Here is a 23,699-nt window from a genome sequence, read left to right as displayed (position 1 = left end):
TATAAAACCAACCAATTTTGGAAGGAAGCCTGCCAATGAAAGCACCGAAGTACAAACTGATTAGTGCCTATATAAAAGAACAGATTACGAACGGTACCTGGCCAGTGGGCAGCAGACTTCCAAGCCAGCGCGAGCTCGCCAGGCAATTTGAAGTGAACCGTAGTACTATTATTACAGCGCTCGACGAATTGGCAGCAGATGGACTGATTGAAGGAAAACTCGGAATGGGGACTGTGGTAATCAATAACACGTGGACGTTGATGCGGGCAGTTCCTCTTGTGAATTGGAATGAACAGGTAAAGCTTGGCGCTCATCAAGCGAGCATACCAACTGTTCAGGCGATAAACCAGGCAGAATCAAATGAAAACTTGATTCAGCTCAGTAAGGGTGAGCTCTCAAAAGATTTATTCCCGCTAGACGATATGAGGGCTGTAATCACAAAAGTGGGACGAAATTTGGAACCTTTCGGGTATGAGGATCCGAAGGGGAATCTACTTTTAAGAGAGGCAATCTCGAAATACCTTAGTCAAAAAGACATCAAAGTTTCAACCTCTTCCATCATAGTAGTTTCTGGTGCTTTGCAAGCGCTCCATCTTATTTCTATAGGCTTGCTGGAAAGGGGATCAACAGTTTTCCTGGAGGATCCCTCTTATGTAAATTCTTTATCTACTTTTCAATCAGCTGGCATGAAGCTTCAAGGAATCCCAATGGACAAAGAAGGCATCCTTCCTGAAAAAATAGAAGCTGCTCATCAAAATAAATATTCTGTATTATATTGTCACCCGACTTTTCATAATCCTACTGGTGCATTAATGGGATGGAAAAGAAGACAGGAGCTGCTCAAGCTGGCGGAGCAAAAACAAATTCCAATAATAGAGGACGATGTTTATAGTGACCTTTGGCTGGACAGTCCGCCGCCTTTGCCTATCAAATCTCATGACAGGAATGGCAATGTCTTATATTTAGGCAGCCTGTCAAAAAGCCTGAATCCAGGACTTAGGATTGGCTGGATTGTCGGTCCGGAAGCCGTAATGGATCGCCTGGCAGACCTGAAAATGCAAACGGACTATGGGACAAGTTCCATTTCTCAAAGAGCAGCTGCAGAATGGCTTTCAAGCGGATTGTATGAGCAGCATTTACTAACAGTAAGAAAGCATTTGAAGGCGCGCAGAAATGCAGCACTGCAGGCATTGGATACTCACTTAAGCCGGTATGCTGAATGGGAACAGCCTGCAGGGGGATTTTTCATCTGGGTTAAATTCAATCCGGAAGTTGCTTTGTCTGATTTATACCGGAAAGCTCTCGCGCATGGAGTACTGATTAATCCTGGCAAGATCTATTCAAACCAAAAAAACCAGTATTTCAGGCTCTCTTTTGCAAATGGCCGGATTGATGACATTGTTAAGGGAATCGCTGTATTAGAATCGTTGATTAAAGACTGTTAGAATAAAAGAATAGGAGATTGTCCACATAGCAGCTAAATAAAACACCGAGGAGAATAGGATTTATGAAATTAGTATCATGGAATGTGAATGGCATTAGGGCTTGTGCCCAAAAGGGTTTTTTGGATTTTTTTCGGGAAGCGGACGCAGATTTGTTTTGCATTCAGGAAACGAAGCTTCAGGAAGGCCAAATCAGCCTTGAATTAGAAGGGTATCACCAGTTCTGGAACTATGCGGAGAAGAAAGGGTATTCAGGGACTGCAGTTTTTTCGAGGCAAGAGCCTGTATCAGTAACATACGGTATTGGGTCAACTGAACACGATCATGAGGGCAGGGCCATCACCCTCGAGTTCGACAGTTTTTATGTCGTCAATGTCTATACCCCAAACTCACAACGTGATCTTGCTCGTTTAGGCTACCGTTTATCGTGGGAAGTTAAGCTGCGGGAATACTTGCTTGAATTAGAAATTGCGAAACCTGTGGTCCTTTGCGGGGACCTTAATGTCGCACACAAAGAAGAGGACTTAAAAAATCCTAAATCGAATCACGGGAACTCCGGTTTTACAGAGGAGGAACGAGGGAAAATGACAGAACTGCTCAACAGCGGTTTTGTTGATTCATTCCGATATTTGCACCCTGATGCCAGGGATGTGTACACTTGGTGGTCGTATATGAATAAGGTGAGAGAAAGAAATATTGGCTGGCGGATTGATTACTTCATTGTGTCAGAAAAACTGGCACCAGCCATTCATCAAGCAGGAGCAGAATGTTTCGTCATGGGCAGCGACCACTGTCCTGTGATACTTGAATTAAATAAATAAGTTTTTTGAGTCCTCTGGATAGTGTTCCAGGGGATTTTTTTGCATAAAAATTAAACAGTATGACCTAATTCCCTTTATAAAATGGAGGGTAAACGAGCTGAAAACAACGCTTTTAAAAGAAATTCATAAATAATAAAACCTTTTCTTTTGCTTTCCTCCCAAATGTTATATACTATAAATTAATAAGGATAACACATTAAAAAATCCTTAATAATATTACATAATTATTATTGGGGGACGTTGGTGGTGAGTTCTATTAAACTTACAAAACGGCAGGAGGAAATCGTGCAAATCGTCAAAGAGGACGGACCGATTACTGGTGAACAGATTGCTGAGAAGCTGAAGCTGACACGGGCAACCCTTCGTCCCGACCTGGCGATTCTGACGATGGCGGGCAGTCTTGAAGCAAGGCCGAGAGTCGGCTATTTCTTCAATAAGGACAAAGAGAGACCATTTCAACCGACAGAGATACTAAACTTAAAAGTAAATGATTATAAAGGACATCCGATTGTGGTACAAAAATCTTCCTCTGTGTATGATGCAATCGTCCAGATGTTCCTTGAGGATGTGGGAACTTTGTATGCAGTCACTTCAGAGGGGGGGCTGGCTGGAGTTATTTCGCGAAAGGATTTACTAAGGGCTTCGATTGGAAATAAGAACCTTGAGTATCTCCCAGTTAGCGTGATCATGACCAGAATGCCGAACATCATAACGGTAAAGCCAGAAGAAAAGCTAATTCAGGCTGCAAGGAAACTGATAACGAACAAAATTGATTCACTTCCTGTCGTTCGGGAACTCAACAGTAATCCTAATTTATATGAGGTCATCGGACGAATAACGAAAACAACGATTACTAAGGTATTTTTAGAAATTGCTGAGCAAAAATTTGTCTAGGATGTGAGCGGACTTTGGAACGGAAGGAAGTTGTCTATGTGGTATCCGACTCTGTCGGAGAAACAGCAGAATTTGTAGTGAAAGCAGTGGCAACACAGTTTAACGGCGGACAGGTAGATATTAGAAAGCATTCATATGTTGAAAACGAGGAAGACATTGAGGACATATTGTTGATAGCTAGGCAAGGACATTCCATCATCGCCTATACCATTGTTGTACCGGCACTGAAAGCCTATTTGGATCGAAGGGCTCAAGAGGAGGGGATATACGCAGTTGACTTGTTGAATCCACTGATGAAAGCCTTTGAAAAGAAGTTCAACAAAGAACCTAACCATCGGCCGGGATTGATGCGCAAATTGGACGACGAGTACTTCCGCAAGATCGAAGCAATCGAATTTGCGGTCAAATACGACGACGGCCGGGATCCACGAGGAATAGTAAGGGCTGATATTGTCTTGATCGGCGTTTCCCGAACATCAAAAACCCCATTATCCATGTACCTTGCCCATAAGCGTTACAAGGTAGCCAATGTACCAATCGTTCCTGAAGTCAAACCGCCGGATGAATTGTTCCAGATTTCTAGAAACAAATGTGTAGGATTGATCATTTCGCCAGATAAGCTGAATGCAATCAGAACGGAAAGGCTGAAAGCACTTGGCCTTGGGGCCAGAGCGAACTATGCCAGTTATGAAAGAATTCTTGAAGAACTGGATTATGCAGAAAAAATCATGAAACGTGTTGGCTGCCCGGTCATCAATGTTTCCAATAAGGCGATTGAAGAAACTGCAGGGCTAATACTGGAGATTTTAAAAAGCGAGAGGAGCTAAGCGAATGTCTAAATATGTGCATCTTTTTAATGAAGGAAATAGCGGAATGAAAGAAATACTAGGTGGAAAGGGTGCCAATCTGGCGGAAATGACACGTATTGGACTTCCAGTGCCTTACGGATTCACGATTTCGACTGAGGCATGTACCGCTTATTATGACGCTGGAAAGATGATCACCGCAGAAGTGAAAGCTCAGGTGCTAGAAGCACTTGATGAGCTCGAAGAAAAAACGGGAAAGAAGCTCGGGAATCTTGAGAACCCGCTCCTAGTCTCTGTACGGTCTGGTGCAGTATTCTCCATGCCGGGAATGATGGATACCGTTCTGAATCTCGGCATGAACGATGAAACGGTTGAAGGAATGGCGAAGCTTACAAATAATCCAAGATTTGCGTACGATTCATACCGCCGTTTCATCCAGATGTTCAGCAATGTCGTGCTTGATATCGACGTGTTCTTCTTCGAGCGTTTGCTAGAAGAAACAAGGAAAGCAAAAGGCTATCATTCAGATCCTCAAATGATGGCAGAAGATTGGATGGAAGTCATCGAAGAATATAAGAAGATCGTGACAAAGCATACGAGGAAACCTTTTCCTCAGGATCCAAAGGAACAGCTTTTCCTTTCGATCAATGCTGTATTTGACTCATGGAACAATCAACGGGCGATCGTGTATCGACGTTTAAATAAAATTCCATCCCATTTAGGAACAGCGGTAAATATTCAGAGCATGGTATTTGGGAATATGGGAAATGACTCGGGAACCGGGGTTGCTTTTACGAGGGATCCATCAACTGGCGAAAGCATCCTGTATGGAGAATACTTGATCAACGCACAGGGAGAAGATGTCGTGGCAGGCATCCGGACTCCACAGCCAATCCAGACATTAAAAGATGAAATGCCTGCTGTGTATCGGCAATTCGTGGACACTTGCAACCGGCTTGAACAGCATTACGAGGACATGCAGGATATTGAATTTACGGTAGAACGCGGGGAACTATTCATCCTCCAGACACGGACGGGGAAACGCACGGCACAGGCGGCTATCCGAATTGCCACAGAGCTTGTGAAAGAAGGAATTATTGATAAAAAGACTGCCTTGCTCCGTGTAGATCCGGAACAGCTTGACCAGCTTCTTCACCGCAGGATTGATGAAAATCATGAACGCAACCAGCTAGCGAAAGGTCTTCCTGCGTCACCTGGTGCCGCTACCGGCAAGGTTGTTTTTGATGCAGATGAAGCTGAGTTGCTGGCAAATGAAGGCCAAAAGGTCATTCTTGTGCGCCCGGAAACGACTCCTGATGATATCCATGGGATTATTTCTGCCCAGGCTGTTGTGACCAGCCGCGGCGGAATGACAAGTCATGCTGCAGTAGTGGCTAGAGGCATGGGGAAAGCCTGTATTTGCGGATGCGAAGCGATGAAAATCGATTTGCACGAAAGAAAGTTTCAAGTTGGCGAAGTTATCGTGAAGCACGGGGATATCATCACGATTGATGGGGGAACAGGTGAAATCATGCTTGGCGAAATCCCAATGATTGAACCTGAGCTTTCTGCCGAGTTCCAATTATTACTGTCATGGGCAGATGAGGAGCGAAAAATTGGCGTTCGTGCGAATGCAGATAATCCTGAGGATTCTGCTAAAGCACTGGAGTTTGGTGCTGGCGGTATCGGCCTTTGCCGTACAGAGCATATGTTCATGGACGCTGCCAGGGTACCAATTGTGCAGAAAATGATTCTTGCTGAAACTTTTGACGAGCGCAATGCCGCACTTGATGAACTCCTGCCAATGCAACAAGGGGATTTTGAAGGAATCTTGGAAGTGATGCAGGGACTGCCTGTGACGATTCGCTTGCTTGATCCTCCATTGCACGAGTTCCTGCCTGATAAAGAAGAACTTTTGGTGGAGATTACAAAACTGCAAATTTTGAATCCGGAATCAAAGGAACTTAAGGAAAAAGAAGCATTGCTGAAGAAAGTGCGCCAGCTGGATGAGTTCAATCCAATGCTTGGACACCGTGGCTGCCGCCTAGGGATGATTCATCCTGAAATATATGAAATGCAGGCTAGAGCAATCTTTTATGCAGTAGCGAACCTCGCTGACAAAGGGATTGAGGCAAAGCCTGAAATCATGATTCCGTTAGTAGGCCATGTAAATGAGTTGAAAGAAATGCGTGAGCTTGTGAACGCAGCTGCACTTAGCATAAAAGAAGAAACAGGCAAGCAGTTTGAATATACAGTGGGTACGATGATTGAAATTCCTCGTGCAGCACTAACTGCAGATCAAATTGCCGAGGAAGCAGATTTCTTCTCATTTGGAACAAATGACCTCACGCAAACAACATTTGGATACAGCCGAGACGATGCAGAGGGAAAATTCCTACAGACTTATATCGAGCAAAAAGTCCTTCCTGAAAATCCATTTGCCGTTTTGGACCGTGAGGGAGTGGGCAAGTTAGTGGAGATAGGCGTGGAACTTGGCCGCAAAACAAAGCCAGGTTTGAAGACTGGAATTTGCGGGGAACATGGCGGGGAGAAGAGTTCGATTGAATTCTGCTATCAGGCTGGACTTGACTACGTCAGTTGCTCTCCTTACCGCGTGCCACTTGCGAGACTTGCTGCAGCACAGGCAACCATCCGTTTTGGTAAAAATAACCACAAAGAAGCTGTAACAGCAAAATAGCGATCTATGGGGCGTGCGCTAAAACCACGCTCCTTTTCTTTCGCGATAGACTTTATTTCCTTATTAATAGGTAACTGATGGAAAAAAGGGTATACTGTATTATAAGTAATTCCTCGGGTCTTCTGGTATTTGGACTTACTATGAGAAGGCGTGAGACTAAACCAGAGAGGATGAGGAAAATGTTAATCAAACTATATCAGGCAAAAGCAGGCGATGGCAACAAAAAGAAGGGGCTACGAAGAACAAAATCTTACTTTTCGACACCAGAGGATGCATTGTCAGAGGCATTCGCATTAAAGGAAAAAATGGATTCAAGATATGAAAATGAAATTGAATGGGATTATCAAGGGGATTTAACAGGAACTCCTGATAAAATGAAGATCCTTCGGGGATATTTAAATGGCAATCGGAAAAGCACAGCATTTTATCTGGAAATTCTAAGTATCGAAAATAATAATGCGATAAAAACAGTATTGCCATATAAACCAAAGTCGGTAACCAAAGATGATAAAAAGATAACAACTAAGGTAATGAAAAAATTAAAGTTAAAAAATGCGTAAGATACCCATTGCTCTGATGTAACAGGAAGGTTCGCACATTCATCATTTTTGTGCGGCCTTTTTCTATCTTGCGGAACCTATTGCAAAACGAAAGGAATATATTTCGGAACACCAGCCATATGATAATACAAAAAGGTGTGATCAAATGGCTGTGCACATTGTGAAATCAGGGGAAAACCTCTGGACTCTTTCCAAAATGTATGGTGTAACGATTCAACATATTGTGGAAACGAATGGCCTTCCTTCCGTAAATCTTATCGTGCCTGGTCTCGCCCTTTACATCCCAGATCAGCAACCAATCATCAGGTATTATAAAATAAAAGCTGGAGATACATTGTGGAAACTTTCCATACAATTCCAGACAAGTATCGCCAATATATTGACTGCTAATCCGGGTCTTGATCCAAACAGATTATCCATTGGCCAGAACATCAACATACCTTCTCCTATTAAACCGCGTTTTGCCACCTTAGGATTCATCGTACCTGGATCTTCTCCAACATTCCTTACCGATTTAATGGAAATGGCACCCCAGCTTACCTACCTTGCAGTTGCAGCATTTTCCTTCACGGAAGAAGGATATGCCTATGTAGTAGGCGATGACCTCCCGATTGTCCGAAAGAGCACAGAGTTGAATATCCTTCCATTATTATTGATTCAAAATACAACATCGTCAGGATTCAGCAAAGAGCTTGCAGGGAGAGTTCTGTCCACTCCGGCTTATCGAAGGAATCTGGTAGCAAGCCTGGTGAATCTGGCGTTAAAAAGAGGATACAGGGGAATTAGCGTAGACATTGAATTTATTCCTCCTCCTCAACGAGAGGATTTTACCTCATTCCTCAAGGAACTAAAAGCAGCTATGGGAAGTCTTATTTTGCATGTAAATGTACATGCAAAGACGGAAGATCTTCCATCCAACCCAATTGTAGGTGCGCATGATTATAAAAAAATCGGGGAAATCGCTGATATTGTCGCTGTTATGACCATTGATTATGGGTATCCAGGCGGCCCGCCAGATCCAGTTTCACCGCTTTGGTGGATTGCACTTGTTGTCAGGTATTCTTTAACATTGATACCGCGTGACAAACTGCAGATTGGCCTATCGTTTTATGGACATGACAAGATAAGTTTAACTAGTCGATATCATGCTGTTTCCGTGCTGGCTGCCCAAAACCTAGCCATCTCAACAGGCTCCGTCATCGAGTATGACAATGCTGCACAATCACCATGGTTCAGATTTTGGAGAGGGACGGAGGAACACATCGTCTGGTTTGAAGATATCCGCAGTTATATAGAAAAATACAAACTAATCGATTTATATGGATTGTATGGAGCAACATACTGGCAATTGAGCTACAAAGCTCCGCAAAACTGGGCTTATCTTCATAAGGTCGAGATCATATAGGGGAGCTGGTTTGAAAAGGTATGGATTCGAAGCTTTTGCTGGTTCAGAAAAGACATTATTCGATTATTAGATCAGGAAGATTTTAGGACGAACCAGGCAATGACTATCATTTCCTTTTTCTTTTGCTGTTAGGGTGTAAACGAGTTTGGCAATAATCATCAAGATTAGTTGCTATTTCTAAAATAACCATTCAATATACATAATAGGAAACCCAATTATGGAGGGAAAAAAATGTTGAAAAACCAGGTGGAGAAGTATCTCGCAACACAGGATGGATCTGTCGATTTACCAAATGTCATGAGGGAATTTGCCAAACAACAGGGATTGATCGAAGGAAAAGAGACTAAGATGATAGATTCAGGCAGCCTTTTTGCTCAAGCATACATTGAAAGAGGGGACAAGGAAACGGAGGATTTCCTAGGAAAGGAGTCATTCGACTTTCTTGAGCAGCCCATCACCTATTTTAAAGACCGGAAAAATGAATTCATGTACATAGAATCGAAATGGTTTGATTTGATCGGAGTCGATGCTGTGAGTTTTGAAAAAGATGAAGTTTTTGGGACGTACGATGTAATGCTTGGCCTAAAGCGACAAAAAAAGCTGGCGCCAGCCATTAAGGTCTATTTGGAGCAACACCTCCGGGAAGATGGATACGACTTACTGTTCGACGGCGACGAGGGAATATGGAGTCTTAACTTCGCATTGAATGGCCTGGAAGGATACAAGGAGAGTTTAACCATAAAGGAAGCATTTTCTCTAATTTATGATTTTCTATTCAGAATGGTGGAATCGATAGAACAAAAGTAATAAAATCCATTTCCGTTGGGCTTTATGTAACCAACATAACCTGCAGACTAGTGTAAAGTCTGCAGGTTATGTCCTTTCATGTTAGAAATATGTTTACAGAATGTCGAGCTTGGCTATGAGTGTGACAAGAATTTGAAGAAGCGCCTGGATATTCACAGCGACATCTGTGTCAGTTGTCCTGATTTCCACATGCTTGGATCCTTCAATAATCATTTTTTGTACATTGCGTTGTTTCGTTTTGAACACTTGGTTAATATCATTGACGACAGCTTTCGCCTTTTCTGAATCTCCTAGTGAAATGGTAATGACTGCTGCGATTGCTGCCTGGAGTCCGAGTTGCAGGGAGACGGCAGCCTGGGTATCGGTTGTGTGGACATCAACGTCTTCAGAATCCTTGATGATAATCCACTCAAAAGATTGTTGCTTAGTGACCAGCTTTTGCTCTGCTTCCTGTGTCACTTCCTGATTATTGGCTTTTTCTGTTTCACAATCACAATAGTCCAAAGCTCTCCACGTTTTTTCTTTGCGCATCGTTTTCACCCCTTTCAAGTTTTATTGGATTACAGAATGTCCAATTCGCCAACAAGTGCTAGCAGAATCTGCAGTAATGCTTGAATATTTACTGCAACATCAGTATCGGTAGTTGTCACATTGATGTCCTTTGAATTATTAATAATGATTTTTTGCTTGTTCGTTTGTTCGGTACCTATTTCCTGTGTAAGTTGCTGTGCGACATATTGGCCCTTTTCCGAGTCACCTATCGTAATACCGATGACAAGTGCAATCGCTAATTGAAGGGCCACCTGTAAGGAAACAGCCACTTGGGTGTCCGTAGTATGAACTTTAACACTACAAGACTCTCTAATCCAAATTAGTTCATCAGAATCCTGCTCCGTATAATTAAGCTGTAAGGCCTCTTGGTTCACATCAGCCTTTCTTTGCCGGTTCTTCCGATATGGTTGAGGCAAATGATGAGCATGATAATAGTTTGGCATTGTTTTCACTCCTTTATTTAGTATGGAATATTTTATTCTCCAAATCTCGCATAGCTTGTGTGTATTCCCTAGAGAAAGGTTTTTTTCTTATAAAAAGACACCCGTCTATTTGGAAGCAGTATTTTTATTGACAAAGGCGTCAACTTGCTTGCTAAGATCCTCTACTAATTCCATGATAGCCTGTTTTTTTTCAGCTGTGATTTTCCCTTTAATTGCTTGTTTGCTAATCCCGTTTTTTTGCAGAATATCTGAAACAAATAAGTCAACTAGTTTATTAGGGATTGCTCCTGGTTTATTTTGCTGTTTACTCATGTAAATCCCTCCTTGCAAATTATTTTTCTTAACAGGATATGAAAGTGAATCTGCATTGGACAGGGCGAAAAACTTAAATTAGATGAATTTGTATGAAAATTAGCAACAGAAGTTATAAGTTGAAGTTGTTTTGTTAGGTTGATCGGAAAACAGTTTGCTTAATGGCATATGCAAAAAGTGTCTGGTTTTCGGTGCTTGAACTATTTTGGATTTAAAGTTAGAGTTGTTTTATATATAGTAAAAGAAGGTGTCTGCAGTTGAGCAAGAGGTATTTTACCATCGGGATGGCAGGTCATATTGATCACGGGAAAACGTCGTTGACCAAGGCGTTGACCAATGTCGACACAGACCGACTGAAGGAAGAAAAGGAACGGCAAATTTCGATTGAGCTTGGTTTTGCGCCACTATATGAAGATGAAGAATTGCAAATTTCCGTAGTGGACGTTCCCGGTCATGAGCGCTTTATCCGCCAAATGATTGCTGGTGTTGCAGGGATTGACCTTGTTGTTCTTGTTGTTGCAGCAGATGAAGGAGTTATGCCGCAAACTCGTGAGCACCTGGACATTCTTGGGTTCCTGGGCATCCGTTCAGGAATTATAGCAATTACAAAAATTGACAGGGTGGAGGAAGACTTCATCGAACTTGTGAAAGACGACATTCTTGGAGAGCTTAAAGATACGGTTTTTGAAAATGCACCTTTTATGATGGTTGATAGCCTTTCTAAAAAAGGAATTAGCGAATTGAAAGAAAGAATCATTGACACACTGAAAGAGCAAGAAATGCGGGACGTTAAGGGGGCATTCCGGCTGCCAATCGACCAGGTATTTACCGTAAAAGGCCAGGGCACTGTTATTAGAGGCACGGTTTACGAGGGAACAGTCGAAGAAGGACAGCAATTAAGAGTCTTGCCATCGGGGCTCGAAGTAAGGGCTCGTCAGCTTCAGGTTCACCATCAGCCTGCCAAAAAAGCGTTCGCGGGTCAGCGGGCTGCCATTAATCTTTCTGGGATATCCAGAGATGAACTTGAACGGGGAGAAGTGCTAGTTTCATCTGAACATTTTATCGTTACCAATACAATAGATGTTGCAATAAGAGTGGTGGAGGATCTCGACCACCTGGTAAAACAAAGGACACCGATTAAATGCCATATCGGGACTGCTGAAGTAATGGGACGGATTGTCTTTTTTGACCGTAACGAACTAAAAGAAGACAATGGGGAAATTCTTTGTCAGCTGCGTCTTGATGAAAAGATCGTCACTAAACGAGGAGATCGGTTTATTGTTCGCAGGCCAAGTCCGCAAGAGACGATCGGAGGCGGTTGGGTAATCGACCCGCGTGGAAACAAGTATCGTTTTGGCCAGCAGACAATGGAGGAGTTGGAAAAAAAGAAAGCAGGAACCCCGATCGAAAGAATGAACGCTGCCTTATATGAGGCAAAAAGCCTGACGATCGAAGAGCTTATTAAGCGGACAGCATTGGATGAGCAATCTATTTTAGCCAATCTTAAAGATGATCAGTTTATCAAAATTTCTAATAAAGAATATGCCTTGACATCAGTCATTGACTTTATCGAAGAAGATATCAAAGATCGACTGGAAGACTATCATTCGGGAAATGCAATGCGTACGGGCATGTACAAAGCTGAATTGCTGCAAACTTTGCAAACAGCATTCTCGAGATCATTGCTGGAATTCATAATCGATAATGGCATTAGCAAGGGCTTATTTGTGAAAAAAGACCAATATATCTCTCTTTCCGCATTTTCTCCACATGTCCCAAAAAGTTGGGAAAAACGGACAGAAACTCTGGTCAATGAACTGAAAAAGGACGGCTTGCAGGTGGCCTATTTGAATGATTATTTAAAAAAAGCAGGCATTCCTGACTCCATTTCCATAGAACTAAAACGATTCTTGGAAGACCAGGGAGTAATTGTGATGCTAGATGACCAATATGCCTGGTATGGAGAACATTTTGCAGAAGCTGTCCGGAAGTTAAAAGAACATACAAAGGATGAATTTGAAGTTTCACAAGCCAAGGAATCAGTAGAGTTATCACGTAAGTATTTGATTCCATTTCTTGAACGTCTCGATTCACTAGGATATACAAAAAGAATCGACAACAAGAGGATCTGGAAAAAGAAATAACCAGAAGAACAGCAGAAGCCAAGAGAAGGGGTTCTGCTGTTCTTTTCATCATGTATTTGTTTACATAACATTATTATTGTCAATAGTATAAAATTAATACGGCTCACTTATTCTCCAAAAAAACCTTCATATACCTTCGAGACATCCGCCCTTAATTTTTCAACTTGGACGATCCTTGCCTCCCTAATATATTCTCTGCCATCTGCATACAGGACGAGAACAGGTACTGTGAACACCATTAGGAATCCAGCAATTTCGGTGACCTTCCCCGCATTAACCAGTCCTGTCTCGATTTTAGGAAAATCTTTCAAAACATCCTCGACCTGAGGAAGCAATCCATGACAGACACTTCAACTATCGGTTAAAACGTAAATAAAACTTAATTCGTTTTCGTTGATCAACTTTGTAACCTCATCCATGGATGTTAATTCCTTCATCTGAAATAAACTCCTTTCTTTAAAATAGAATAGCCACTTGAACTTTTATCATACTAAAAAAAGGGGAAAGGGTATAATAATAAGGAGGAGTGATCGTATGGGAAATACTTGGCATGAACGTTTTGGTTCAGACCAATATATTTATGGGGAAGAACCAAATCAATTTATCAGAGAACAGTTCCACAGACTGAAAAAGGGTAGCAGTATTGTCGCGTTTGCAGAAGGCGAAGGACGAAATGCAGTATTTATTGCGAGGCAGGGGCATCATGTTACAGCATATGATTATGCGGAAAATGGTTTGAGTAAAACTGAGGCGTTAGCAAAACGGTATGAGGTGAAATTGTCAACGGAGCTAAAGGATTTAACACGAGACTCAGTACCCGTTGAAGAATTTGAAGCAGCCTTTATGGTGTTTGGGCATTTTAGTAAAAACGATCAAAAAAACGTGATCAACAAATTGATTTCCACTGTCAAACCAGAGGGGATCATCATGTTTGAAGTATACTCAGAAGACCAAGTGAAATACGGTACAGGCGGACCAAAGTCCGTTGATATGCTTTATAACCCATTTGATGTATTGCAATGGATTAAGGACTATCATGTTATTCATTTTTTTTATGGAGAGCAAGAAAGAGTAGAAGGAGAATTGCACAGGGGAACTGGTCATGTTATTCAGGTGATCATCAAGAAATAAAAAAAGAATAATTTGAGAACCAACGTTCGATAAAATGAAATACGAAAGAGCTCCTGGGCCTCCAGGAGCTCAGCCAGATTGCAAAAGTGTATGATTAATGATGCTCCTTATAGTTTGTGAATATTTCACCATCAGTATCGCTGTATTTGATTTCTACTTCTGTATCATCAAAAAACCATGTGTCATTGGATTCAACATAAAAGGTTATTCCGTTCAGTTCCTGCTGTTCGGCAGCAACGGCTGGAGCTTCTAGCGAGAATGCTAAGCTGTAGCCTTTATTCTTGTCACCAAACCCTGCATATTGAGGATAAAGGCGGATGTGAAACGGTTTTGAAGTATCGAATTCTCTTTCAAACCATTTTAATGCTTCTTGATCAATTTTGATTGTCATCTTGGCACCATCCTTTCGTTACCTATATTGTAGAGGGTGAAAGTTATCATTCTCCATGCTTTATGTCACACGAAAAAAGATGTCATAAAAGGTTCAATATTTCACTAAAGGAATTCGATGGATTTTTATAAAGAAAGCTCCTTAAACCGGAGCTTTCAGGCATTATTATTAACGATTTTTTCCTTTGCGCAAAACTTCCGGGATATAGACACAGAATGGCTCGCTTTCCATGTAGTCTCCGGTGACTGCATAGGTTCGTGAACGGGAACCCCCACAGACATAACGGAATTCGCAAACACCGCATTTTCCTTTGTATTGATCAGGACTTCGGAGATTCTTGAAGATCGGAGAGTGTCGATAAATCTCCGCCAAAGGTTTCTCCCGAACATTTCCGCCAACTAAAGGCAGCAATCCGGATGGCATCACATCTCCTGTGTGAGAAATGAAAACAAATCCGTTGCCATCATTGACACCTTTTGGGGCGCGTTTCAGGCCATCAACGACGGAAGCCATATCTTTTGTTAATGTGTCTTCATAACGAATTTCATCTTTGTTCACGCGATGTTCTTTGGCTTTTTGTTGGAATACAACCCTACGGTAATGCTGAGCTGCTGTTGTTTTAATATCATATGGAGCAGTTTTACTTACTTCGTACAGCCAACGGAACACTTTTTCATGCTCTGCAGGTGTCAAGCAGGCATCTAGCTGACCTCTGCCGGTAGGAACCAAAAGGAATATGTACCACATCACAACTTTTAGTTCTTTCATCAGTTCCGCCATTTGTTCTAAATGATCATAATTATAACGTGAGATGACAGTATTAAGCTGCAGCGGCATTTTTAATTCATTTAAATAGTTGACTTTTTCAATTGTCAGATGGAATGACCCTGGAGTACCACGAAAATGATCATGTATCTCTGGAGTTGGTCCGTCAAGGCTGAAAGCCCATCTGGATAAACCAACTTCCTTGGCTCGGAGCATTTTTTCTTTTGTAACATTTTCAGTAGCACTTGGTGTCATCGAGACGCGCATGCCCTTCTTCACCGCATATTCAGCCAGTTCGAATAGATCTTCTCGCATCATGCAGTCGCCGCCTGTAAACACAAGCATAGGGTTGCCCATTTCATGAATTTGATCGATAAGCTTCAGTCCTTCCTCAGGACTTAATTCCATAGGATCAGGCTTGTTTTGTGCATCAGCCCGGCAGTGGATACATTTTAACTGACAAGCTCTAGTTACTTCCCAAATAGCAATAAAAGGATTTATGTTAAAATCCATTTCGGCTAATGGACTGTTTGTGGAATGACCAAGTCCTGTATTATGCACTTTCATCACCTGCTTTTATCGTTTTATTCCTACATTATAAAATAGGTGGGTAGGTTTGCATGTAAGGAATGTTACATGATAGCAACAAAAAGAATGAAGAACTTTTCCCGTATATTGAATGTCCAATGCCTAATACTAAAGAGAGGAGGGGATATTTTTTCTCCTCTAATTTATAAAGGGGTGCTTTCGATGAATCGAACTGCTTGGATGTCTGGGTTGAGGAAGTCGAATATTCTTCAATCTTTACTGAAGATGTTTGGGTATAAACGCAAGAAATCACGCTCCATGACGTTTTCAGTTATGGGTGTTGTAGCAAGTGCCGCAGCCGCATTTGCTTTCCGAAATAGCATGGGAAATGGAATGAGGCAGCTTTTTCAGAACACAAGCACTGGAAATTCACAAAACCAGCCCATATCTGCCGGATTAACGGAGTTCGCCAAAGAAATAACCTCAGGCATGACGAATTCTCAAAAAACAAACAATACTTCTGTGGACCATGCTCAAAATGCGACTGATCCTGAGAGCAGTAATATGATCAATCAAATTGCTGCAGCCGCCAAGCAAGAAGGAAATTGGCAAAAGGTTGACCAAATGACAGAACAATTAATTAAGCGAAATCTCTAACAGGAAATGCAGAACGGCCCGCTGAAATTTAGCGGGCCGTTCTGCGTTATTTTATAAAATGTTACGAGATTGCCATGTTATTAGTCCTTTTTCCTCTTGTCTTACACTAAAAATAGGAATAGTTACATAGGAAGTGTACATTACAATGAAATTAAGCTTCTATTGCAGAAACATTACAACAAAAAGAATAAAAGTGGAAAAAGTAACTAAATACCCTGTAGATAAAAGGTTTATTGAATAGTTTGAGAAGAGAACGAATGAATGATCACAGGAAAACTATTCCTTGTAAACCAATATTTATAGATTCAAAACTAGTTTGAGAAACTCTACTATTAATTTGTAAACGAAATCAAAGGGAGTTGCTCAACATGAAAAAACAAATTCTGACGGTAGCTGCAACAGCTGGAATTTTTATTGCATCATTCAATGGTTCTGCTAGTGCACATGAAAAAGTATACACGGTACAATCTGGAGATTCTTTATGGAAGCTTTCTAACACATACAATGTTGCGGTGAATGATCTTCAAAAATGGAATGATCTATCAAATTCGACAATCTATGTAAATCAAAAACTTTCCGTCCAGGCCCCACATGGTCACTCCAATACTGCCGCTCAAAGTGCGCGTGTAGACGGCTATATCGTAAAGTCAGGGGACACTTTATGGGGGATTGCAAAATCAAACGGAATGTCGATCAGTACCTTAAAATCTCTCAATCGATTATCTTCTGATGTTCTTTATCCTGGCCAAAAATTAAAGGTTTCTGATACGGCTGCTCAGCCTGCTTCAGTCGTGCCTGCAAGTACATCGAATACATACACAGTCCGTAGCGGTGATAATTTGTCAACGATTGCTTCTCGCCATCAACAAACGGTGTCGAAGTTGAAATCGATCAATAATCTTAAATCAGACCTTATTTTTCCAGGGCAAGTATTGAGATTATCAGGAACTGTTGCCACTACGATTGCAACAAAAGTGTCAACAGCATCTGCATCTGCACCTGTAGTTGCAACATACGGCTCCACTTCACAGGTGAATAGATTGATTGCAGAATCAAAAAAATACTTGGGAGTGCCATACGTTTGGGCTGGTAGCTCTCCATCTGGATTTGATTGTTCTGGATTTCTGAACTATGTCTATAATAAAGCAGGAATTTCTATTCCAAGAACAGTATCTTCCATTTGGGACGCAACTAAATCTGTTTCCTCCCCACGTGTAGGAGACCTAGTATTTTATGAAACATATAAAACTGGTCCATCACATGCAGGCATTTATCTTGGCAATGGCAAATTTATTCATGCCGGGTCCTCTAGAGGAGTAGAAATTAGTGATATGAATAACTCTTACTGGAAAGCTCGTTACCTTGGTGCAAAAACTACTTTTTAACTCGTTATCCGTAATTTTGGTGCTGGAAACCTCCTTTAGGGGAGGTTTTTTTATTTTATTGTTTTATCATGAGTAACTTACACTTTAGTACTATAAATACTGCTTTTAATTTGTAAAGCATATCTTACATAACGTATAATCCAATTAAAATCTTTTTTAAGTCAAAAAGATTTCTTGTTAGTTTACGACTTGGAGGCATATAAAGTGAGGATCCCAATCTTAAAATTAAAAGATTATCTGCTGGTTTCTATCCAAGTTGAATTGGATGACCAGACTGTATTGACCTTTCAGGAGGATTTGTTGGATAAAATTAAAGCTACAAGTGCAAAAGGTGTTGTGATCGATCTTACTTCTGTTGATATGGTTGATTCCTTCATAGCAAAGGTTTTGGGCGATGTTATCGTAATGACAAGCTTGATGGGAACAAAGTCCGTTGTTACAGGCATACAGCCAGCAGTAGCCATTACTTTGATCGAATTGGGCATTACATTGGATAATGTCCATACCGCTCTGGATCTGGAACAGGGCATTTCGATATTAAGTCAGTTGTTAGAGGTTTAACCACATGACCGAATCGATTTTAGTAAATATAAAAAATGAATTCGATATAGTACTTGCTCGGCAAAAAGGGAGAGAAGTTTCAAAAAAGCTTCAATTTGGAGGGGTCGATCAGGCAAGGATCACGACAGCAATTTCTGAACTTGCCAGGAATATATATTTGTATGCAGGCAGCGGTCAGATCACGATAGAGATATTGCATGAAAACGGCAGAAAAGGAATCAAAATTATAGCTGCTGATAATGGAACAGGAATTAATGATATCAGGATGGTATTGCAAGATGGCTATTCAACCTCTGGCGGACTTGGTGCAGGCCTTCCTGGAGTGAAAAGGTTAATGGATACTTTTGATATTGACTCAACGGTTGGTGTCGGAACAAAAATCATCATTACGAAATGGGTAAGATAACCGAAGTTATTATCCTGTTTCTACCCAAGAAAGACCTTTTATTCTTTTTGATGGAATCGAAAAAAATATTGGAAGCCGTACGCTGAAAGTGCAAAAAAATAAATTACGCTGAAGAAATAGAAAGGCTTTAACCTGTCTAATTGGTAAATATTCCATTTCTTAAAGACCCTGCTTACTGGATATGCCAATAAATAGTCCATCACAAGATTAATGCCTAAGTATTGCCAGATGCTTCCGTATGAAAGTCGAAAGACCCACAGATTAGCCACAAGAAAGGGACCGAGAGTAAAGCTTAAATCATTGATGATTTTTGATGCAAGCCCTCCAGATACTTTCCATAATCTATAGGGGCTCGATAACAGTAACAAAATAGCTACAAGCCCAGTGACGAATAATGTTACTGGAAAAAAATGTTTAAATTGGCTTTTAGGATAAAGCAACAAAGTAGCCCAGGAAACTACAACCATAATGATCCTGAAGATGTTATGTAACATATCTGCTCCTTTAAAATTAGTTTCTTTCATTTAGTTTCTCCAAAATATCTAAATTTACCACGAACAAGAATTTTTTTTATTGTGTTCTGCAGAAAATTATGTTAAATTTAACCAACATATGATATTTGTCCAAATAATGAAATTTTTCCACGCAACGAAAAAGTAGAAAAACGCAAAAGGGGAAAATGGTAAAATTTACATAGAAATGAGGAATAAGAATGATCGATTTACGAAGTGATACCGTTACCAAACCGACTGATGAAATGCGCAGAGCAATGTATGCTGCAGAAGTGGGTGATGATGTATATCAGGAAGATCCCACTGTTAATGAACTAGAAGAAACTGCTGCTGAGATACTTGGAAAAGAAAAAGCGTTATTTGTTACTAGTGGAACACAGGGAAATCAAATTGCGGTACTTACTCATTGCCGTCCGGGTCAGGAACTGTTGCTTGAAGAAGAATCCCATATTTTTTATTACGAATCAGGAGCAGTAGCTGCACTTGCTGGAGTCCAAACGAGGACAATCGCAGGAAAAAAAGGGGCTATGGATCCAAACGATGTTCTAAACGCCATCCGTACAGAAGATATCCATTACCCCGAAACAGGATTGATTTGCCTCGAAAATACCCATAATAGGGCGGGAGGGGCAGTTATCCCAGTTGAAAACATGGAAGCAGTTTACAATACCGCAAAAGCAAATAATGTACCTGTTCATCTCGATGGTGCCAGATTATTCAATGCTGCGGCTGCAGCGGGAGTCGATGTAAAGGAATTTGCTAAATACACGGATACAGTTCAAATATGTCTTTCAAAGGGATTAGGAGCTCCAGTTGGTTCCATCATTGCAGGAAGTTCCGATTTTATTAAAACAGCAAGAAAATGGAGAAAACGATTGGGTGGCGGAATGAGACAGGCTGGTATCATCGCTGCGCCAGGATTAATAGCTTTGACGAAAATGAAAGATCGGCTTGGAGAAGATCAATGGAATGCCAGGATTCTCGCAGAAGGAATCGAATCGATTCCAGGGATGAAACTTGCAAGGCATCCAGAAACAAATATTGTAGTCGCCGATGTTACAGGTTTAAATATCACCTCTGAGGATTTTGTGAAAAAACTGCGGTCAGAAGGAGTAATTTCAGGAACTTTTGGTCCAACCCTTGTGCGTTTCGTTACTCATTACGATGTAAAAGAGGATCAAATTCAGAAGGCAATTGAAGCAATTGCAAAAGTAGCCAAAAATTAAAAGAAGGCTGGATGTTCTGCATCCAGCCTTGATTCTTTTCTAAACGTTATCCATATGCCGATATTTGTTGTGAACCAGAATTAACATAGAATAGAATTTTTTAGATCTATGAAGAGTTTTGAAAGTTCTTTTCTCCTTCATTCCTTGCGCGTGCAATCGCTGATAATGAGTTTTCTTAGTAGTTGATGCGGAGTTAGCTATTTTTTCATTCCATTTTTGTATTACTAGCTTAGAAATTCTTTAAAATGGTATTTTGAAAGGTAGTAAGCGAAAGCGGAATTTATAACTGGACTATATATTTCCCTAATGCGAAAAGAATAATGCTCTGCTTTTTTCCCAACTATGCGCACTTGCTGAAAACAGAAAATTTGAAATATACTAATAGTGTAGCCTGGCATGCTGCAAATTTTTTAAAATGAGAGGAGCAAAAGGATGAAAAAGAAAAGAGTTTTCGGAGCCGCTGTACTTAGTTTGGCAATGGGTATTTCCATGTTCGCAACAGGTGCTTTTGGCGCCGGTACACAGGAGAATCAGGATACTTACCGAGTGTTAATTCAAGGTCCGAGTGCAGAAAAAGCAAAAGTGAAAGGACAATACGGCAAACGGTGGGATTTTGGAAAACAAGGTTTTACGACTGAAGTGAACAGCAAACAATATCAGGCATTGTTGAAAAATAAGAATATCGAAATCTCTCAAGTTGGTATGTATACAGTCGATGGCCGAGTCGAAGGAAATAGCAATGGAAAGGGGAAAGGCAAGGGTGACTATACTGTCCAGGCATCCTACCCATCCGACCAGACACCATGGGGCATTCAAGCAGTCTATAACGATAACTATATCCAATCAACAAGTGGTGGAGACGGAATCAAGGTAGCTGTTCTTGACACAGGAATCAACCGAAATCACATTGATTTGACTGACAATGTTGAACAATGTAAGGATTTCACCCAGACTTCTTCATCTTTAGTCAATGGTTCATGTACTGATCGCCAAGGACATGGTACACATGTAGCCGGAACGGCCGCAGCGAATGGAGGTTATGATGGTGCTGGGGTTTACGGTGTAGCACCGGAAGCTGAACTATGGGGATATAAGGTTCTTGGAGACAATGGATCTGGGTATTCTGATGATATCGCTGGAGCAATCCGTCATGCTGCTGATGAAGGTGTCCGAACCGGAACGCGGGTTGTCATCTCCATGTCTTTAGGATCTAGTGGCAAAGATTCGATGATTGCAAGCGCAGTTGACTATGCATACAGCAAAGGTGCTTTAGTGGTTGCTGCAGCTGGAAACAGTGGTCCGAGTGCCAATACAATCGGGTATCCAGGTGCACTTACGAATGCAATTGCTGTTGCATCACTTGATAATACATTTGTAAATGGTACCTATAAAGTATCCGACTTTTCTTCCCGCGGCAACCCAAATACTGATGGGGATTATTATATCCAGGAAAAGGATGTTGAAGTTGCAGCACCTGGCGGCGGAATTTATTCTACTGCAGTAGATGGCAACTATACGACTATGAGCGGAACTTCCATGGCAACTCCGCATATTTCTGGACTTGCTGCGAAATTATGGTCTTCGAATAAATCATGGAGCAACGCCCAGCTTCGTTCGGAAATCCAAAGGCGGGCAAAACTTTATGACATTAAAGGAGGAACTGGAGCTAGTACAGGTGATGACTACGCATCCGGATTCGGTTTCCCTCGGGTAAAATAATTTAAATGCTTACACTTGAAAGCCATCTGGATGAATGATTGATTCCAGTGGCTTTATTTTTTTATTTATAGTATTATCTGAAGGTATAATTTTTAAAATATAGAATTTTTTAAAAATAGTACTTTTGGACAGTTTTAATTTCTGAAAAAGGTGGTAGATTAATAAGAAAACAGTAGGTGAACGTATGCAATTTGGACCATTAATCAAATTTTACAGAATCCGGCATGGGTTAACACAAACGGAACTGGCTAAAGGCATATGTTCAGTTTCACATTTAAGCAAAATTGAAAGCAACTCAAAAGAAGCCAATGGCGAAACAATGAGCCTCCTCCTCGAAAGGCTGGGCGTCAACCTGGTATCCATCACAAAAAATGAAGAACAGATTAAGCAGCTAATTAAAGAACTAAATGAAAAAATCGATTTTATACAAGAGGAAGAAGCAGATACAATTATGCAATTAGTAAAGCAATTCGAAGAAATTATTCCATTCACGACCTATTTACATACATATGAACTTACCAAATTTAGGTATTTGATTTTCAAGCACAGATTTACCGAAGCCCATGAACAATATGAATCATTGAAGAAACAAAAGAAAATATTTTCCCAACCTCAAATGACTTTATTTTCCTATCTGCATGCTGTAATGTTATTAAAGAAGAGAATATATAAGAAAGCAGATAAGATCTTAGACACTATTGGCAAGGGATCAAAGTTTGACATACCGGATGGAGAATTACTTTATCATCGTGCTTTGGCTAAAACTTCTCCAGAAGATTTAGGTTACGCTATTTATTATGGGAAGATGGCACTGCAAGAATTCATGGAACAACATAATTTTAAAAGAATTTTGCATGTGTTGATGTTGCTTGGTATCAACTACACCAATTCTAAAATCTATGAAGAAGCCGAAGATTGCTATAAAAATCTCATCAGAAATGCAGAGATTTTACAGGAAAAGAAATTATTACCTGAAATATATCACAATATGGCATATCTTCAAAAAAAGCTTAAGAACTATAAAAAGGCGATTTTCTTCTTTGAGAAAAGCTTATCTTTACAAACAAAAGGAACACAACACTATCTCATTACTCTCTTTTCAATCGGAGAGATACAATATGAGCTGCAAAATAAAGAAAAAGCAAGGAAAGCTTTTGAGGAAGTATACGAATTATCTAAAGACACAGAAAATCGAAAGTATAGAATATTAGCAAATTATTATTTAATGACTTGGGATGCTCCAGAAAAATCGTTAGACTACTCTGAAACCATGGTGATACCATTTCTTGAAAAAAGTGATGGCAAAAGTGAAGAATTAATTTGGTTTTACAAAATGCTATCAAATCACTATCGACAGATGGGAAGATTTGATCAAGCAGTAAAATATATAGAAAAAATCAATTGAGGAGGAGATTGTATGAAAAAGATGGTTACAGCATTAAGGACAAGTGTTATGGCAGCAAGCATGCCGCCAATTTTACCTCCAGCATGAATAACTCTCAAAAAGGCCTAATTTAGGCCTTTTTGTTTTTAA

General features: G+C 40.7%; 24 protein-coding genes. 17 read left to right on the top strand and 7 right to left on the bottom strand.

All coding sequences use genetic code 11. The features are described 5' to 3' along the window. The first annotated feature begins 35 nt into the window (after window positions 1-35). The 8 genes from pdxR (at window position 36) to J2S25_RS00225 (ending at window position 9,433) form a co-directional block, all read left to right on the top strand. Window positions 36-1,445, top strand: coding sequence for a MocR-like pyridoxine biosynthesis transcription factor PdxR (gene pdxR, locus J2S25_RS00260; protein WP_307190929.1), 1,410 nt, complete (start codon window positions 36-38; stop codon window positions 1,443-1,445). A gap of 62 nt (window positions 1,446-1,507) precedes the next feature. After that, entirely contained in the window at window positions 1,508-2,263 is a 756-nt protein-coding gene (locus J2S25_RS00255; RefSeq protein WP_044394754.1) for an exodeoxyribonuclease III, read from the top strand. A 246-nt stretch (window positions 2,264-2,509) separates the two neighbouring features. Continuing rightward, window positions 2,510-3,157, top strand: coding sequence for a transcriptional regulator CcpN (ccpN, locus tag J2S25_RS00250; protein ID WP_307190928.1), 648 nt, complete (start codon window positions 2,510-2,512; stop codon window positions 3,155-3,157). A gap of 14 nt (window positions 3,158-3,171) precedes the next feature. Beyond that, window positions 3,172-3,984, top strand: coding sequence for a pyruvate, water dikinase regulatory protein (locus J2S25_RS00245; RefSeq protein ID WP_307190927.1), 813 nt, complete (start codon window positions 3,172-3,174; stop codon window positions 3,982-3,984). A gap of 4 nt (window positions 3,985-3,988) precedes the next feature. Further along, window positions 3,989-6,661, top strand: a complete 2,673-nt coding sequence (gene ppdK / locus J2S25_RS00240; RefSeq protein WP_307190926.1) for a pyruvate, phosphate dikinase — start codon at window positions 3,989-3,991, stop codon at window positions 6,659-6,661. Between the two features lie 77 nt (window positions 6,662-6,738). Then, on the top strand, window positions 6,739-7,221 hold the full coding sequence (locus J2S25_RS00235) for a hypothetical protein (RefSeq protein WP_241768516.1): 483 nt from the start codon (window positions 6,739-6,741) through the stop codon (window positions 7,219-7,221). 145 nt (window positions 7,222-7,366) lie between these two features. Further along, entirely contained in the window at window positions 7,367-8,626 is a 1,260-nt protein-coding gene (locus tag J2S25_RS00230) for a LysM peptidoglycan-binding domain-containing protein (RefSeq protein ID WP_307190925.1), read from the top strand. Between the two features lie 231 nt (window positions 8,627-8,857). Further along, entirely contained in the window at window positions 8,858-9,433 is a 576-nt protein-coding gene (locus J2S25_RS00225; protein ID WP_307190924.1) for a branched-chain amino acid aminotransferase, read from the top strand. 93 nt (window positions 9,434-9,526) lie between these two features. On the opposite strand, the gene J2S25_RS00220 is transcribed toward J2S25_RS00225, so the two are convergent. The 3 genes from J2S25_RS00220 to J2S25_RS00210 form a co-directional block, all read right to left on the bottom strand. After that, window positions 9,527-9,964, bottom strand: a complete 438-nt coding sequence (locus J2S25_RS00220) for a spore coat protein (protein WP_307190923.1) — start codon at window positions 9,962-9,964, stop codon at window positions 9,527-9,529. Window positions 9,965-9,993: 29 nt separating this feature from the next. Next, complete coding sequence (locus tag J2S25_RS00215; protein ID WP_307190922.1) at window positions 9,994-10,428, bottom strand: spore coat protein; 435 nt, start codon at window positions 10,426-10,428, stop codon at window positions 9,994-9,996. Window positions 10,429-10,533: 105 nt separating this feature from the next. Further along, the gene (locus tag J2S25_RS00210) at window positions 10,534-10,740 is read right to left on the bottom strand and encodes a spore coat protein (RefSeq protein ID WP_307190921.1); all 207 of its coding nucleotides are present in this window, start codon (window positions 10,738-10,740) and stop codon (window positions 10,534-10,536) included. A 284-nt stretch (window positions 10,741-11,024) separates the two neighbouring features. Here J2S25_RS00210 and selB point away from each other — a divergent pair, with 284 nt between their 5' ends. Next, complete coding sequence (selB, locus tag J2S25_RS00205) at window positions 11,025-12,884, top strand: selenocysteine-specific translation elongation factor (RefSeq protein WP_439117475.1); 1,860 nt, start codon at window positions 11,025-11,027, stop codon at window positions 12,882-12,884. A gap of 107 nt (window positions 12,885-12,991) precedes the next feature. Here selB and J2S25_RS00200 read toward each other — a convergent pair whose 3' ends face one another. After that, window positions 12,992-13,195: a thioredoxin domain-containing protein gene (locus J2S25_RS00200; protein WP_084221859.1), complete on the bottom strand. Its 204-nt coding sequence runs from the start codon at window positions 13,193-13,195 to the stop codon at window positions 12,992-12,994. Between the two features lie 223 nt (window positions 13,196-13,418). Here J2S25_RS00200 and J2S25_RS00195 point away from each other — a divergent pair, with 223 nt between their 5' ends. Continuing rightward, window positions 13,419-14,015, top strand: coding sequence for a class I SAM-dependent methyltransferase (locus J2S25_RS00195; protein ID WP_307190919.1), 597 nt, complete (start codon window positions 13,419-13,421; stop codon window positions 14,013-14,015). A 94-nt stretch (window positions 14,016-14,109) separates the two neighbouring features. On the opposite strand, the gene J2S25_RS00190 is transcribed toward J2S25_RS00195, so the two are convergent. Together J2S25_RS00190 and J2S25_RS00185 are read right to left on the bottom strand one after the other, a co-directional pair. After that, window positions 14,110-14,406, bottom strand: a complete 297-nt coding sequence (locus J2S25_RS00190) for a HesB/YadR/YfhF family protein (RefSeq protein WP_044394775.1) — start codon at window positions 14,404-14,406, stop codon at window positions 14,110-14,112. Window positions 14,407-14,574: 168 nt separating this feature from the next. Beyond that, window positions 14,575-15,684, bottom strand: a complete 1,110-nt coding sequence (locus tag J2S25_RS00185; RefSeq protein WP_307191037.1) for a TIGR04053 family radical SAM/SPASM domain-containing protein — start codon at window positions 15,682-15,684, stop codon at window positions 14,575-14,577. A gap of 237 nt (window positions 15,685-15,921) precedes the next feature. On the opposite strand from J2S25_RS00185, the gene J2S25_RS00180 reads away from it, so the two are divergent. From J2S25_RS00180 to J2S25_RS00165, 4 genes are all read left to right on the top strand, one after another. Further along, a complete protein-coding gene (locus tag J2S25_RS00180; RefSeq protein WP_307190918.1) occupies window positions 15,922-16,356 on the top strand; it encodes a hypothetical protein in 435 nt (144 codons plus the stop codon). Between the two features lie 368 nt (window positions 16,357-16,724). Further along, a complete protein-coding gene (locus J2S25_RS00175) occupies window positions 16,725-17,741 on the top strand; it encodes a C40 family peptidase (protein ID WP_307190917.1) in 1,017 nt (338 codons plus the stop codon). A 204-nt stretch (window positions 17,742-17,945) separates the two neighbouring features. Then, window positions 17,946-18,302, top strand: coding sequence for an STAS domain-containing protein (locus J2S25_RS00170; RefSeq protein ID WP_044394785.1), 357 nt, complete (start codon window positions 17,946-17,948; stop codon window positions 18,300-18,302). Window positions 18,303-18,306: 4 nt separating this feature from the next. After that, the gene (locus J2S25_RS00165) at window positions 18,307-18,708 is read left to right on the top strand and encodes an anti-sigma regulatory factor (protein WP_307190916.1); all 402 of its coding nucleotides are present in this window, start codon (window positions 18,307-18,309) and stop codon (window positions 18,706-18,708) included. A 38-nt stretch (window positions 18,709-18,746) separates the two neighbouring features. Here the strand turns inward: J2S25_RS00165 and J2S25_RS00160 are convergent, their stop codons facing one another. Then, the gene (locus tag J2S25_RS00160; RefSeq protein ID WP_307190915.1) at window positions 18,747-19,232 is read right to left on the bottom strand and encodes a hypothetical protein; all 486 of its coding nucleotides are present in this window, start codon (window positions 19,230-19,232) and stop codon (window positions 18,747-18,749) included. 188 nt (window positions 19,233-19,420) lie between these two features. Here J2S25_RS00160 and ltaE point away from each other — a divergent pair, with 188 nt between their 5' ends. The 3 genes from ltaE to J2S25_RS00145 all read left to right on the top strand — a co-directional run bounded on the left by ltaE (window position 19,421) and on the right by J2S25_RS00145 (window position 23,570). Next, window positions 19,421-20,446 (top strand): low-specificity L-threonine aldolase, encoded by a 1,026-nt coding sequence (gene ltaE / locus J2S25_RS00155; protein ID WP_307190914.1) that lies wholly within the window; start codon window positions 19,421-19,423, stop codon window positions 20,444-20,446. Window positions 20,447-20,878: 432 nt separating this feature from the next. After that, on the top strand, window positions 20,879-22,165 hold the full coding sequence (locus tag J2S25_RS00150; RefSeq protein ID WP_307190913.1) for a S8 family peptidase: 1,287 nt from the start codon (window positions 20,879-20,881) through the stop codon (window positions 22,163-22,165). A 184-nt stretch (window positions 22,166-22,349) separates the two neighbouring features. Beyond that, window positions 22,350-23,570: a tetratricopeptide repeat protein gene (locus J2S25_RS00145; protein WP_307190912.1), complete on the top strand. Its 1,221-nt coding sequence runs from the start codon at window positions 22,350-22,352 to the stop codon at window positions 23,568-23,570. The last annotated feature ends 129 nt before the right edge of the window (window positions 23,571-23,699 follow it).

The sequence above is a fragment of the Mesobacillus stamsii genome (assembly GCF_030814065.1).
Lineage (GTDB): Bacteria > Bacillota > Bacilli > Bacillales > Cytobacillaceae > Mesobacillus > Mesobacillus stamsii.
Note: the sequence above shows the minus strand (reverse complement) of the source record. Positions and strands in the feature narration are given on the sequence as shown.

Coding starts and splice junctions, on each gene's coding strand:
- J2S25_RS00210 (WP_307190921.1), bottom strand. CDS start 10,740: ATGAGTAAACAGCAAAATAAACCAGGAGCAATCCCTAATAAACTAGTT.
- J2S25_RS00165 (WP_307190916.1), top strand. CDS start 18,307: ATGACCGAATCGATTTTAGTAAATATAAAAAATGAATTCGATATAGTA.
- J2S25_RS00175 (WP_307190917.1), top strand. CDS start 16,725: ATGAAAAAACAAATTCTGACGGTAGCTGCAACAGCTGGAATTTTTATT.
- J2S25_RS00235 (WP_241768516.1), top strand. CDS start 6,739: ATGGAAAAAAGGGTATACTGTATTATAAGTAATTCCTCGGGTCTTCTG.
- J2S25_RS00230 (WP_307190925.1), top strand. CDS start 7,367: ATGGCTGTGCACATTGTGAAATCAGGGGAAAACCTCTGGACTCTTTCC.
- ppdK (WP_307190926.1), top strand. CDS start 3,989: ATGTCTAAATATGTGCATCTTTTTAATGAAGGAAATAGCGGAATGAAA.
- selB (WP_439117475.1), top strand. CDS start 11,025: ATGGCAGGTCATATTGATCACGGGAAAACGTCGTTGACCAAGGCGTTG.
- J2S25_RS00180 (WP_307190918.1), top strand. CDS start 15,922: ATGAATCGAACTGCTTGGATGTCTGGGTTGAGGAAGTCGAATATTCTT.
- J2S25_RS00215 (WP_307190922.1), bottom strand. CDS start 10,428: ATGCCAAACTATTATCATGCTCATCATTTGCCTCAACCATATCGGAAG.
- pdxR (WP_307190929.1), top strand. CDS start 36: ATGAAAGCACCGAAGTACAAACTGATTAGTGCCTATATAAAAGAACAG.
- ltaE (WP_307190914.1), top strand. CDS start 19,421: ATGATCGATTTACGAAGTGATACCGTTACCAAACCGACTGATGAAATG.
- J2S25_RS00185 (WP_307191037.1), bottom strand. CDS start 15,684: ATGGATTTTAACATAAATCCTTTTATTGCTATTTGGGAAGTAACTAGA.
- J2S25_RS00195 (WP_307190919.1), top strand. CDS start 13,419: ATGGGAAATACTTGGCATGAACGTTTTGGTTCAGACCAATATATTTAT.
- J2S25_RS00220 (WP_307190923.1), bottom strand. CDS start 9,964: ATGCGCAAAGAAAAAACGTGGAGAGCTTTGGACTATTGTGATTGTGAA.
- J2S25_RS00190 (WP_044394775.1), bottom strand. CDS start 14,406: ATGACAATCAAAATTGATCAAGAAGCATTAAAATGGTTTGAAAGAGAA.
- J2S25_RS00160 (WP_307190915.1), bottom strand. CDS start 19,232: ATGAAAGAAACTAATTTTAAAGGAGCAGATATGTTACATAACATCTTC.
- J2S25_RS00225 (WP_307190924.1), top strand. CDS start 8,858: ATGTTGAAAAACCAGGTGGAGAAGTATCTCGCAACACAGGATGGATCT.
- J2S25_RS00145 (WP_307190912.1), top strand. CDS start 22,350: ATGCAATTTGGACCATTAATCAAATTTTACAGAATCCGGCATGGGTTA.
- J2S25_RS00150 (WP_307190913.1), top strand. CDS start 20,879: ATGAAAAAGAAAAGAGTTTTCGGAGCCGCTGTACTTAGTTTGGCAATG.
- J2S25_RS00255 (WP_044394754.1), top strand. CDS start 1,508: ATGAAATTAGTATCATGGAATGTGAATGGCATTAGGGCTTGTGCCCAA.